This window comes from Wenyingzhuangia gracilariae, assembly GCF_056387575.1.
Map to the genome: position 1 here is coordinate 355,443 of NZ_CM150748.1, position 13,105 is coordinate 368,547.

Consider the following 13,105-nt stretch of genomic DNA (forward strand, 5'->3'; position numbering starts at 1 on the left):
TATCTTTTTTTAGTCTATTCTCTTTTTATATCGTCTTTAAGTATATAGGCAATAAATAAAGCTTGTGCTTAAGATGAAAAAAATTGAAAACATATTTATATTGGCAGCTAAAGTTGCTAAATCAATTTTAAAAAACAAGAAAGTAAATCTAAATAAGATTACGGAACTGTTTGATGAAAAAGAGGCTGTTGAAATTCTGAATAGATTAGATGCTATTGAAGAGAAAACGAACAGACAGTTAAAACTAAAGTCTCTAAAAAAAACTAAAAATAATGATTGGAAAAAAATCCATGAACAAGTTGTTCCTGCTAAAAAAACAATTCGTTTAGCATTGTTTTACAAAGTTGCTGCTGTGTTTGTTGCTGTTTTAGGACTGTCTTATTTTTTAACTTTTTACAGCAACAATAATACGGTATACAATATAGCAACGAATGATGCTATTGTTTTAAAATTAGATAATGGAAAAACTCAAATAATCCATACAGACGGATCTAGTGTCATTGTAAATAATAATGGAACTGTTGTAAGTAAACAAAAAGGAACAAGTTTAGAATATGTATCTGCAAATAATGTAGAAACTTTAATTTATAATGAATTAACAGTTCCTTTTGGAAAAACATTTCAAGTTTTATTGTCAGATAGTACCAAAGTGCATTTAAATTCAGGCACAACGCTTAAATACCCTGTAAAATTTTTAAAAGGAAAAGAACGTTTGGTTTACTTAACGGGTGAGGCCTATTTTGAAGTATGTAAAGATAAATATCATCCATTTACGGTAGTTTCTAAAGATATTAATATTAGAGTTTTAGGAACAGAATTTAATGTTTGTTCTTATCCAGAAGACTTTGGCTCTAAAACTGTTTTGGTAGAAGGTTCGGTTAGTTTATATAAAAACAATCAAGACTACAATAAAGAAAATGAAACACTTTTAGTTCCTAATCAAAAAGCGGTTTGGAATTTTAATAATAAAGAATTCATTGTAAAAGATATTCCTGATACTTCTATATATACAGCATGGATGGAAGGTAAAGTAGTGTTTAAACACACATATTTTAAAAATATCATCAAAAAATTGGAAAGGCATTACAATGTTAAAATTCAAAACAATAATTCTGAACTAGCACACAAAAAATTTACAGGATATTTTGATAATGAAACAATAGAACAAGTATTAAAAGCCTTCTGTAAAAACTATAAAATAGAATACACAATTAAAAACAACCTAATAACTATAAACTAAAATCAATGAAATAAAAAGAAAGAACTAAATCCGAAAAGAAAACGCTTTAAACTAAAAAATCGGAAAATGCTGCAACATTTCCCGATCGTAATTTAAAGTGTTACAATTATTAATTAAACACTAAACTCAAAACAAAAGTATGAAAAATCTCAAAAAGGTTGAGAGGTATTCCCTTTTTACATTAAAGTTTGACTTAAAGATGAAACTAACTATTTATTTGTTTCTATTTTCTCTTATCCAAATCAATGCTACAACTTATTCTCAAGACACAAAAATTTCCTTAAAACTAACCGATGTAAGTGTAGAAAAAGTATTAGATGAAATTGAAACCAAAACAGAATTTAAAGTATTATATAGCAGCGATGAAGTTGATTATACAAAGATTGTTTCTGTAAATGTTGTAGATACAAAAGTATCAGATATTCTAAATACTATTTTTAGCAATACCAATATTTCTTATGATTTGGTAGATAAACAAATTGTTTTATTTACTTCTAAAAACAAAAAAACAAACACCCATACTTCTAATAATACTCAGCAACAACAAACAAGGACTATTATTGGTAATGTAACCGATAAAAATGGAGTAGTTCCGGGAGTAAACGTAGTTGTAAAAGGTACCAATAAAGGAGCTATGACAGATTTTGATGGAAATTATTCCATTACTGTATCTGGACCTAGCGATGTGTTAGTTTTTTCATATGTAGGGTACGAAACAAAAGAAGTAATCGTAGGAACAGAATCACTAATTAACGTTGTATTAAAAGAAGACGTATCAGAACTTAATGAAGTTGTTTTGTTAGGATATACATCTCGTAAAAAAGGAGAATTAACAGGATCTGTTTCTCAAATTTCAGAAGAGGTTATAGAGAAATCATCTAGTAAGGACATCGCTAAATCATTAGCAGGTAGAGCTTCAGGTTTAATTATTAATGACCGTGGAGGATATCCAGGTGCTGGTAATGGAAACGGTGGAAATACAAATGATGATTCGACTACAATCTTAATTAGAGGGATGTCCACATTAGGAAATAATTCACCTTTAATTTTAATAGACGGTATTCAAGCGGGGTCTTTCTCTCATTTATCTCCACAAGATATTGCTTCATTAACCATTTTAAAAGATGGAGCAGCTGCAATATATGGATCTAGAGCAGCAAACGGAGTTATTTTAATTACGACAAAAAGAGGAAAAACAGGTGCTCCAAAAGTTAATTTTACAACTTCATACACCTCTTCTTCATTTTCAAGAACTCCAAGCTTAATGTCTTCAGAACAATTTGCTATTTATGAAAACGAAATAGCATCTAGGGCTGGCAATGCTGCTCCTTATTCTGCAGCCGATATCGCTAAATATAAAGATGGTTCAGACCCACTAAATTTTCCAAATACAAATTGGGCTGATTTAACCTTAGCAGATAGCTCACCAGAATCTCGTACAAGTTTAAGTATTTCGGGAGGAGATGATAAAACAAAATATTTTGTGAGTGGTGATATGTTTGACCAAAAAGGAATGTATAAATCAGGAGATTTAGGATTTAAACAAAAACAAATTAGATCTAATATAGATATGAATGTTTTTAAAGAACTAAAATTAGGAGTAGATTTATTAGGAAGATTTGGTGATAGAAATGAACCAGGAGTAGACGATGGTTTTATTTACAAACACATATACACAAATTCACCAACTCAAGTAGGATTTTACCCAAATGGATTAGCTGGATGGGGAGGAGAAAATGGAGCCAACCCAGCGGTAATGTCTAGTAATCAATCAGGTTTTATAAATAGAAAAGATACAGACTTAAGAGGGAAATTTTCTTACGATTTAAGATTAGATAAACTTGTTAAAGGTTTAAGTGTAAAAGGTTTTGCAGGTGTTAGAAAACAAAGTAATGATGAGAAATCTTGGTATACTCCATGGACAGTGTATGCTTTACAAGGTACTGATTATGTAGAACAACCAGGTTTTTCTCAAAGAGGACAAGAAAGGATTTTAAGAGAATCTTTTTGGAAATATGATGAAACACTATTAAATTCAACAATACACTACAATACTTCTATAGAGAATCACAATATTAGTGGTTTTGTTGGGGTTGAAAAATTAGAAAGTAAAACAAGACAATTTTGGGCACAAAGAATTGGAGGTTTTCCAACAGAAAATTCAACAGAGTTAGCTATTGGTGGACCCGACAATCAGCAAACATCTGGTCAGTCTAATGAGTTTAAAAGATTAGATTATTTTGGATCTATCTCTTATGATTATAATAAAAAATATTTTGTAGATCTTACCATACGTCGTGATGGTTCCAGTATTTTTAATAAAGGGTCTAGGTATGGAACTTTTCCAAGTATAGCAGTGGCCTGGGATATTAGCAAAGAATCTTTTATGGAAAACATTCCCATATTAAATTCTTTAAAACTTAGAACTTCTTGGTCAGAAATGGGGAATGATAGAATTGCTCCATTCCAATGGGCTACAGGTTATGCATCAGGAGAAGCAAACCCAAACAGTGCAATTCCACGATACTATACTTTTGGAACAGGAGGTACGCTAATTAATGCTTTTGGGGTAACCAATATTCCTAATAAAAATGTAACCTGGGAAACCGCTAACATGAAAAACATAGGTTTAACTTTTTCTATGTTAGATAAAAGATTGTCAGGAGATATTAATTATTTCCGTCAAGACAGAAGTGGTATTTTGGTAGATAACGCTAATGAAATTCCAGGTTTTACGGGTATAGATACTTCTTTAATTCCAGAAGAAAACATAGGGAAAACGAAAAGTTGGGGATATGAACTAGAATTATCTTGGGCAGATAAAATAGGAGCAGTTAACTATAATTTAGGAATGACTTTTTCTCAAGCTAAAAATGAAGTGGTAGATATTAATGAACCTGATGGTGTATTGGCATGGCAAAAAGAAGAAGGAAAACCTATTAATTCTTTCTTAGTCTACCCAACAAACGGAATTTTTAAAAATCAAGCAGAAGTTGATGCTGCTACTGCAAAATTGCCAGGAACTACAGAAGGAGAACCTTATTATATAGATACTAACAAAGATGGTGAAATTACAGGAGCAGATAGAGTTAGAGTTTCAGATACCAATATACCACAAGTTCAGTACGGTATTTTTGGAGGACTTACTTATAAAAACTTTGATTTTAACTTTTTATTACAAGGTCAAGCTGGTGCTAAAACTTTAGTGTTCTTTGATCAAGTAGGAGCTAAACCAGAATTTGTGTTTACAGACAGATGGACTCCAAATAATAGAAACGCATCTTATCCAAGATCTTTTGTTCAAGGAGATAAATTTAGTGGAAACCAAAGTGGTGATGAAGCAAATTTTGAAGGAGCAGATATTTATTTAGAAGATGCATCTTTTTTAAGATTAAAAGAAGTAGAAGTTGCTTACACATTTACCAAAGAAAAATTAAAGTTTGGAAACGTAAGAGTTTTTGCTAGAGGATTTAATTTACTAACCATGTTTTCAGATATCTATGATTTAGGTTTAGATCCAGAGGCTACAAGCTTTAATAATTTTAGAAATGCTACCTATCCTTCATTAAGAAGTTACACAGTAGGAGTAAATGTTAATTTTTAAAAATGAGAATGATGAAAATAATAAATAGATATAAATTAGCGTGTTTAGGTGTTTTTGCTGCTTTTAGCTTGTCTAGTTGTAGTGAAGATGTATTAGATACTTTACCAACAAATACAACAGAGGCTTCAGTAGTACTTTCTGATCCAGATTTAGTGGAACAATTACTGTTTAAAACTTATAATAGTACAGAGTCTTGGGGGTTTAACAGTAGAATATGGTGGTCTAGAAGATTTAATCTTGAAAACGCATCTTACGAAGCAAAATTTAATTTTAACAATTTAGATAGATTTAGAGTAAGAGCTGGTTGGACACCAACCAATATTGGTGATTTTAGATTAAAATGGGAAACGTACTGGCTTTATATTCGCGAAGCAAATGATTTTTTATTAAAAGTTCCTACTAGCGAAGCCATGACAAAAGACGAAGATGCTGTAAAAGTATTCATTGCTGAAATGAAATTCTTAAGAGCTAATACCTATGCAAAATTAGTAAACTTATGGGGTGGTGTTCCAATTATCACGAGCCCATTTGGTTTAAAAGATGATTTTCAAATAGAACGTAATTCTTATGAAGAGTGTATTAATTTTATTGTATCAGAATTAGATGCAGCAATTGCAGACTTACCAGAAACTAGATCGGGAGATGAATTTGGTAGAGCTACTAAATTGTCAGCCATGGCGGTTAAATCACGTATCTTGTTATATGCAGCAAGTGATTTACACGACCCTACAACGCTTCCAAATGGACCTTTGTATGATTATACAAAAAGCACAAAATGGCAAGATGCTGCCGATGCTGCTAAAGACATTATTGATGTAGTAGGAGATAGAGATTTAATTTCTGTAGCGAATGCAAAACAATACAATAACTTGTTCTTAGCACCTAATGACGATATTCTATTTGCTAGACCTTTTGGTTCTGATTTATACGGATTTGGAACAGACGTAAACTCTTTGCCAGATAAAACTCAAAGTCCAAGTGGTTACGGAGGATGGGCATTGTCATCTCCAACGCATAATTTTACATTAGAGTTTAATATGGAAGATGGTACAAACACATCTACAGGGACTTATGATCCTTTAAACCCTAACGATAATCGTGAAATGAGATATTATGCAAACATTCTTTACAACGGGGCTCAATTTAGAGGAAGAGATGTACAGTATTTTTTATCTGATGATCCTACTGTAAACCCACATGGATTAGATTCTCCTGAAGGATTAGGAAATCAATTGCATTCCTCTAAAACAGGGTATAATATTAAAAAGTTTCAGAACGAATCAACCACAACATTAACTGAAACTACCGCAGGAAGACCTTATATTTTGTATCGCTTGGCCGAAGTGTATTTAAATTATGCGGAAGCAATGTATCATGTAGGAGGTGGAGTTACTGAAGCTCAAAAATATGTAAGTAAGGTGTCTACAAGAGCCTTACAACCTGCAATTACGAGTGTAGGTGCAGAGCTTTTAGAAGATATTAAAAGAGAAAGAAGAGTGGAATTGTGTTTTGAGGGACATAACTTTTTTGATGAAAGAAGATGGATGAACACAGCACATTTAGGTTTTGATATTAAAGGGTTAAAATGGACCAAAGCAACAAATGGAGTTTTATCATTTAATGAAGAAACGGTAGTTACAAGACCTTGGTTTGATAAAATGTATTATTTACCAATTCCTCAAGATGAGATAAATAAAGTATCAACTTTAGTTCAAAACTCAGGATATTAATAGTTAGTTTTTTTAGGATAGAGAAAAGAGTTAGGTAAATTAATTTTTACTTGGCTCTTTTTGATTTTGTAGAAGTGCATAACAGCATTCAGTATATTAAAACCCTTTAAAAATTCCCAATCCAAATAATGCAAAATCGTACTTTACAGGGTCTATAGGGTCTAATTTTCTTAAAGAAGTATCTAATTCCAACAAGGCCTTAGCATCATTTTGTTTTCGGTTTATAAAACCTAGTTTTCTTCCCACATTACCTGTATGTACATCTAAAGGACAAGAAAGGTAGGCAGGCGGAATAGTTTTCCATATTCCCAAATCTACACCTAGTTTGTCTTGTCTTACCATCCACCTTAAAAACATGTTAATTCGTTTTGCAGCAGAACCTTTAAATGGATCAGAAACGTGTTTGGTGGTTCTAGTAGGGTGGGGTATTTCAAAAAACACCTTTTTAAATTCATGAATAGCAGGCTGTAAAGATTTGTCTTTTACATTGCTAGCAAATACATTTTCTAAACCTTTGTGGTGGGTGTATATGTTTTTTAAAGAACGAATAAAATATTGAAAGTCAATTCCGTTGAAAGTTCTATGTTTAAACTCGGTTAATTTTTCTAAATCAGCTTCGGTGTGATTTATTACAAAATCATAAGGAGTATTGCCTAACAATTCCATCATTTGTAAACAATTTTTAATAATCATAGGACGTTTTCCCCAAGAAATTGTAGCAGCTAAAAAGCCTGCAATTTCAATATCTTCTTTGGTAGAGTATATGTGTGGTATTTGAACAGGATCACTCTCAATAAACTCTCTAGTATTGTACTGTTCTACTTTTTGGTCTAAGAATAATTTTAAAGATTTTTGATCCATTGGTGTTTTTGTAATTAAAAAAATAAAGGTAAGAAACAAAATGACTATGCTAAGTATGAATTTCAAGCTGATTATATAGAAAGGTTAACTCTCTAAAGTTAATAAAGAGAAGTTATGTGTTAATATTGTATAATTTTTTAATATTGTGTTCCCTGTACATTTGCAAGTATTAGCTTTAAGATGTGGTATTGTTTAAAACACAGCATCTTTTTTACAAAAAACACAGCAAATGAAAACAAGTGAAATTTCAGATCCGTTTAAAGATACACGTATAGAGAAAGGTTGTGGGCATATGGAAGATCAAAACGATCCGGCTACCATGATATTGCGTTTAAAAGATGTGCGTAAATGTGCTCATAACTGGAAAACGTTTCAGTCGGGAGCAGAACCTGGTAGAATTGTAATACCATCAGAAGTACATATTAGAGATACCAGACAAATTCCTTTTGAAGTAGACCCACCAGAACACAAAGCCTATAGAAACTTGGTAGAAGCATGGTTCAAAAGACCTTTAGATGCGGATTATCAAGAAAAATTGACTGAAATTATAGATGGGGTTGTTGATGAGGTTTTGTCTAAACCCTCTATAGAAGTTGTTGCAGATTTATCATTAAAACTGCAATCAAGAGCTTTAACCCTTTTGTTGAATACTCCTTTTGAGGAATCAGAAAAATGGATTTCTTGGGGAACTCATGTGTTTAGAAGTGAAGACACTGCACTAGATGGAGATAAAGCTAATATTTTATATGATTACATTGATGCTGAAATAGACAAAGCGATAGCCAATCCAGGGTGTGATTTGTATTCAGTATTATTAGCTTCTGAAATAGATGGTAAAAAATTAACTAAAGAAGAGGTTAAAGGGGTAATGATTTTAACTTTTGCAGGAGGTAGAGATACTGTTATTAATGCATTAACCAATTCAGTAGCTTATTTTGCAGACAATCCAAAGTCCATAGAATATATAAGAAACAATCCAGAACATACAGGAAAGGCCGTAGAAGAATTAATTAGATATTTTTCTCCATTAACTCAAATGGGTCGTGTGGCTACAGAAGACACTACTGTTTGTGAACATGCTGTAAAAGCAGATACAAGAATTTCTTTATGTTGGGCTTCTGCAAACAGAGATGAAACTGTGTTTGAAAATCCAAATGAAGTAGTATTGGATAGAAAATTGAATCCGCATGTAGCTTTTGGTTTTGGTACACACAATTGTTTAGGAGCTACACATGCTCGTCAAATAATGAATATTTTTTTAACAACTATTGCAAAAAAAGTAGCTTCTATAAATGTTTTAGAAGCAAAAGAAAATATTGAAGATTTGGGAGATTTTAAAAGAAAAGTAGGGTATAATAGTTTAACTGTAAAATTTAATGCTCACTAAATAAAACAAACAAAACAACTAATACAAAGAATAGAATGGCTAAAATAACTTTTATTACAAGCGAAAACGAAAAAATAGAATTAGAAGCAACTTCTGGATCTGTAATGCAATTGGCGGTAGACAATGGTGTTCCAGGTATAGATGGAGATTGTGGAGGAGTATGTTCATGTGCTACATGTCATGTACACGTGTTGCCAGAGCATGTTGCTAAAACCGGAGAAGCAAGTGAAATAGAAAACGATATGTTGGAGTTAGATGATAATGTAAGTGAATACAGCCGTTTGTGCTGTCAGTTAGAAATTTCTGAAGCTTTAGATGGTGTTGTTTTACAAGTTGCTAAATAATTTAGGATGTCTGTAAATAAAGTATGCGTAGTTATTGGTGCTAGCCATGGTGGAGTAAATTTTGCGACCGCTTTGCGTAAAGAAGGTTGGGAAGGAGCAATTGTGTTGTATGATAAAGACCCAGAACTTCCTTATCATAGACCTCCTTTGTCTAAAGCTTATTTAACATCTCCTGATGGAATAGAAGCGTATCACTTAAAATCTGAAGAAAGTTATGCAAAAGACAATATTCAATTAAATTTAGGTGTAGAAGTTTTAAGTATTGATAAAGAAAATCAGCAAATATCTTTAAATAATGGGGCTGTTCAGTCATACGACAAATTAGTATTGGCTACAGGTGCAAGACCTATTATTCCTCCAATAAAAGGTATTCAAACAGCACATCATCTATATCCGCTAAGAACCGCAAAAGATGTAGAAAACATTCGTACAGCATTGTTGGCATCTACCACTAAAAAAGTAGTGGTTATTGGTGGCGGATATATAGGTTTAGAGACAGCAGCATCTTTAAAAAAAATGGGAGCTGTGGTAACTGTTTTAGAAAGAGAAGAACGAATTTTAGCAAGGGTTACAGCTCCAGAAATGTCTTCTTTTTTTAAAAATCTACACAATCAACATGGAGTAGATGTATTAACGAGTAAAAATGTAGTACAAATACAAACAGAAGCTAAAGTAAATACCGTTTTGTGTGATGATGGAACTTCTTACAAAGCAGATGTTATTGTAGTAGGAGTGGGAATTTCTGTAAACACAGAGTTGGCTAATTCTATAGGTTTAATTATTGAGAATGGTATAAAAGTAGATGAAACAGCAAGAACCAGCAATGATGCAATTTACGCTATAGGAGACTGTACGTACCATTTTAATTTGCATTACAATCAATTTATACGATTAGAATCTGTTCAGAATGCGGTAGATCAAGCAAAAATAGCCGCTGCTGCCATAGCAGGAAAAAATCCTATTTACAATAGTATTCCATGGTTTTGGTCAGATCAGTACGATGTAAAACTACAAATGGTAGGCTTGTCTCAAGGATATAATCAAGTATTGTTAAGAAAAGAGGAAGACTTAAAGTTTTCTATCTGGTATTTTAAAGACGATGTTTTATTGGCTGTAGATGCTGTAAACAATGCCAAAGCTTATGTAATAGGAACTAAGTTTATCAAAGAAAAGGTGTTGGTTGATAAAGAGAAATTAATAGATATTTCGGTGCCTTTTAAGCCTGCAGAACTAATACAAAAATAAACTTAAAACCTTAGATAATAAAAGTCTAAGGTTTTTTTATGAATTAAATAAAAATTAAACTTCTAAAAATATATGTAAAAAAGCATATATTTGTAATTATATGCTAATATGTATATATTTTAAAAAATGAAAGCTGTAATTACTGCCGATATTGTAAATTCAAGAAAAGTTTCTCCAGAAATATGGTTAGAAGCTTTAAAAAATACATTCATCACTTTAAACATAAAAGATAAAAATTGGGAATTGTTTAGAGGAGATAGTTTACAAGTAATACTAATGCCTCAGCAAGCATTGTATGCTGCAATCTTAATAAAATCAGTAATCAAACAAATACCAGATATTGATATAAGAATAGCCATAGGAATAGGAGAGGTTAGTTATGTGTCCGATAGCGTTACCACTTCTAACGGAACCGCTTTTATAAATTCTGGAACTGCGTTTGATCAACTTAAAAAATCTACATTAATCATTCAAACTCCTTGGGCAACTTTTGATGAGGTAATAAACATTATGTTAGATTTGGCTCAATTATCTATGAATAATTGGAAACCTGCCATGGCAGAAATAATAAGTAAACAGTTAGAAAACCCTAAATACAAACAAACAGAAATAGCAACTTTACTAAATAAAAAACAAAGCAATATAAGTAGTAGTTTAAAAAGAGCTGGATATTATGAAATTTTAAAGTTTATAGAATATTATAACAAAGAAATACATCAAAAATGTTGTTAATTAAATTACTATTAGCCCATGTTATAGGAGATTTTGTTTTGCAGTTTAAAAATTGGGTAGCAGACAAAGAAAAGAAACAACTAACTTCTAAATATTTGTATATACATGGTTGTGTTCATGGTCTAGTTTTATTAATTGTTCTAGGCTTTAAAACTCAATACGTTCCATCTATTTTATGCATAACCATAACACATTTAATTATAGATGGTATAAAAGTGTTACGACCTTTAAAAAACAAAAGAATATTGTTTTTGGCAGATCAAGTGGCTCATATTATGGTTCTTATAGGGGTGTTTTATTATTGGGAGCCTTTTTGTGTGTTTAAGGAGCCTGTTAAAAATCAATATTTTTTGTATGCTTTGTGTATTGTTTTATTAACCTCTGTAACTTCTGTAGTTTTAAAAATTATGTTTAGTTACTGGAATAAAGATGTAAAAGCATTACACAACAATCATAATTCTTTAAAAAATGCTGGAACTTACATAGGAATGTTAGAGCGTTTATTGGTGTTTTTATTTATTGTGCTAAATAAGTGGGAGGCTGTAGGTTTTTTATTGGCAGCAAAATCTATATTTAGATTTGGTGATTTAACAAGAGCTAAAGACAGACAATTAACAGAATATGTATTAATTGGTACATTGCTAAGCTTTGGTATTGCAATTGTAATTGGGGTTTTGTTTAATACGGTAGGTTTAATAACTTCATAATACAGAAATTAAAAGCTTTTTTAGCCATTTTCTTTTAAAATTAAGATTCGTTAATTTTAACAATTAGTACAAGTTAAATCATTACTTTTGAGTAGTTGTAAACCCTCATATTATAAAAAATGAAAGAGAGAAGAACCACCAATATGCTATTGTTAATTTTAGTAATACCTTTTATCTTTTTTTTATTAAAAACCTTATCATTTATATTTATTCCTTTAGTGTTGGCTATGTTTATAGCCTTGTTGTTTTTACCTTTAATGAGGTGGTTTGCTAAAAAGAAAGCCCCAAAATTTGTTGGAATTTTAGCAGTTATATTAGTAACTGTTGCTGTAGGAAAAATAGGAGTTGAATTGATTAAATTGTCTAGCAATGAAATTTTAGGAGCCAACAGTACTTTTTTTCAAAAAGCAGAAACAAAAATTGTTGATTTAGTGGTAATGATTGAGCAAAACTTAGGAATTGTAAGAGTAGAAGGAGACTCTCTAATGAGCCATTATTTTAAAGGAGACAATTTAATAGGAAAAATAATGCCATCTATAGATTTTGTAGGAGATATTATTTCTATGACTTTAATGACTTTGTTTTTTGCCATTTTATTATTAGCGGGTTCTGTAAACATGGAAAAACTATTAAACAACACAGTATTTAAACAAAAATATGCCTCTGTAAAAACATTTAGAAAAATAGAAAAAGACATTATTACTTTTGTAAAAGTAAAGTTTGTAATTAGCTTATTTACAGGAATAGGGTTTAGTTTGGCTTGCGTTTTTTTTGATGTAAGTTTTCCAATATTTTGGGGTTTGTTAGCGTTTTCTTTAAACTTTATTCAAATGATAGGTTCTATAGTTTCCATAGTGCTGCTGTCATTATTTGCGTTGGTAGAAATAGAAGTAATGAGTACGTTGTTGTTTTTTATAATAACAATTTCTGGAGTTCAAGCTATTTTTGGTAGTGTTTTAGAACCTATTTTTATGGGAAAAACTTTTTCCATAAACGTAATTACTATATTAGTTATGTTAATGTTGTGGGGGTTTATTTGGGGTGTGTCAGGTTTGATATTATCTATTCCAATAACAGTAATTATAAAAATTATAATAGACCAGTTTCCAAAATATCATATCATATCTAGTCTTATGGCAGGAGACAGTTCTAAAGTTTAAGTCTTTTAATTTGAGTTTGTACACTCAAAAATGTATTGAGAATCACTCTATTTAAACTGAACATTGATTGTTCCTTGAATTACGTATGTGTGTAA

General features: G+C 31.2%; 10 protein-coding genes. 9 read left to right on the forward strand and 1 reads right to left on the reverse strand.

Annotation, left to right across the window (positions count from 1 at the left end):
* The first annotated feature begins 73 nt into the window (after positions 1-73).
* From ACY2IJ_RS01380 to ACY2IJ_RS01390, 3 genes are all read left to right on the forward strand, one after another.
* Positions 74-1,240: a FecR family protein gene (locus tag ACY2IJ_RS01380; protein WP_476725374.1), complete on the forward strand. Its 1,167-nt coding sequence runs from the start codon at positions 74-76 to the stop codon at positions 1,238-1,240.
* 199 nt (positions 1,241-1,439) lie between these two features.
* Positions 1,440-4,844 (forward strand): TonB-dependent receptor, encoded by a 3,405-nt coding sequence (locus ACY2IJ_RS01385; protein WP_476725375.1) that lies wholly within the window; start codon positions 1,440-1,442, stop codon positions 4,842-4,844.
* Positions 4,845-4,855: 11 nt separating this feature from the next.
* The gene (locus ACY2IJ_RS01390; RefSeq protein WP_476725377.1) at positions 4,856-6,574 is read left to right on the forward strand and encodes a RagB/SusD family nutrient uptake outer membrane protein; all 1,719 of its coding nucleotides are present in this window, start codon (positions 4,856-4,858) and stop codon (positions 6,572-6,574) included.
* 96 nt (positions 6,575-6,670) lie between these two features.
* Here the strand turns inward: ACY2IJ_RS01390 and ACY2IJ_RS01395 are convergent, their stop codons facing one another.
* The gene (locus tag ACY2IJ_RS01395) at positions 6,671-7,435 is read right to left on the reverse strand and encodes a TIGR02757 family protein (protein ID WP_476725378.1); all 765 of its coding nucleotides are present in this window, start codon (positions 7,433-7,435) and stop codon (positions 6,671-6,673) included.
* Between the two features lie 229 nt (positions 7,436-7,664).
* Here ACY2IJ_RS01395 and ACY2IJ_RS01400 point away from each other — a divergent pair, with 229 nt between their 5' ends.
* From ACY2IJ_RS01400 to ACY2IJ_RS01425, 6 genes are all read left to right on the forward strand, one after another.
* On the forward strand, positions 7,665-8,822 hold the full coding sequence (locus ACY2IJ_RS01400; protein WP_476725379.1) for a cytochrome P450: 1,158 nt from the start codon (positions 7,665-7,667) through the stop codon (positions 8,820-8,822).
* Positions 8,823-8,857: 35 nt separating this feature from the next.
* Complete coding sequence (locus ACY2IJ_RS01405; RefSeq protein WP_476725380.1) at positions 8,858-9,166, forward strand: 2Fe-2S iron-sulfur cluster-binding protein; 309 nt, start codon at positions 8,858-8,860, stop codon at positions 9,164-9,166.
* Between the two features lie 6 nt (positions 9,167-9,172).
* Complete coding sequence (locus ACY2IJ_RS01410) at positions 9,173-10,411, forward strand: NAD(P)/FAD-dependent oxidoreductase (RefSeq protein WP_476725381.1); 1,239 nt, start codon at positions 9,173-9,175, stop codon at positions 10,409-10,411.
* Positions 10,412-10,537: 126 nt separating this feature from the next.
* A complete protein-coding gene (locus ACY2IJ_RS01415) occupies positions 10,538-11,143 on the forward strand; it encodes a transcriptional regulator (RefSeq protein WP_476725382.1) in 606 nt (201 codons plus the stop codon).
* On the forward strand, positions 11,134-11,850 hold the full coding sequence (locus ACY2IJ_RS01420; protein ID WP_476725383.1) for a DUF3307 domain-containing protein: 717 nt from the start codon (positions 11,134-11,136) through the stop codon (positions 11,848-11,850). Before ACY2IJ_RS01415 ends, ACY2IJ_RS01420 begins: the two co-directional genes overlap by 10 nt.
* 119 nt (positions 11,851-11,969) lie before the next feature.
* Positions 11,970-13,010 carry an AI-2E family transporter gene (locus tag ACY2IJ_RS01425; RefSeq protein ID WP_476725384.1) on the forward strand — a complete coding sequence of 347 codons (1,041 nt, stop codon included), beginning with the start codon at positions 11,970-11,972 and terminating at the stop codon, positions 13,008-13,010.
* The last annotated feature ends 95 nt before the right edge of the window (positions 13,011-13,105 follow it).

Bases quoted from the DNA above. Each gene is read 5' to 3' on its own strand.
- ACY2IJ_RS01400 (WP_476725379.1), top strand. From the start codon at position 7,665: ATGAAAACAAGTGAAATTTCAGATCCGTTTAAAGATACACGTATAGAG.
- ACY2IJ_RS01410 (WP_476725381.1), top strand. From the start codon at position 9,173: ATGTCTGTAAATAAAGTATGCGTAGTTATTGGTGCTAGCCATGGTGGA.
- ACY2IJ_RS01395 (WP_476725378.1), bottom strand. From the start codon at position 7,435: ATGGATCAAAAATCTTTAAAATTATTCTTAGACCAAAAAGTAGAACAG.
- ACY2IJ_RS01405 (WP_476725380.1), top strand. From the start codon at position 8,858: ATGGCTAAAATAACTTTTATTACAAGCGAAAACGAAAAAATAGAATTA.
- ACY2IJ_RS01390 (WP_476725377.1), top strand. From the start codon at position 4,856: ATGAAAATAATAAATAGATATAAATTAGCGTGTTTAGGTGTTTTTGCT.
- ACY2IJ_RS01420 (WP_476725383.1), top strand. From the start codon at position 11,134: ATGTTGTTAATTAAATTACTATTAGCCCATGTTATAGGAGATTTTGTT.
- ACY2IJ_RS01385 (WP_476725375.1), top strand. From the start codon at position 1,440: ATGAAACTAACTATTTATTTGTTTCTATTTTCTCTTATCCAAATCAAT.
- ACY2IJ_RS01380 (WP_476725374.1), top strand. From the start codon at position 74: ATGAAAAAAATTGAAAACATATTTATATTGGCAGCTAAAGTTGCTAAA.
- ACY2IJ_RS01425 (WP_476725384.1), top strand. From the start codon at position 11,970: ATGAAAGAGAGAAGAACCACCAATATGCTATTGTTAATTTTAGTAATA.
- ACY2IJ_RS01415 (WP_476725382.1), top strand. From the start codon at position 10,538: ATGAAAGCTGTAATTACTGCCGATATTGTAAATTCAAGAAAAGTTTCT.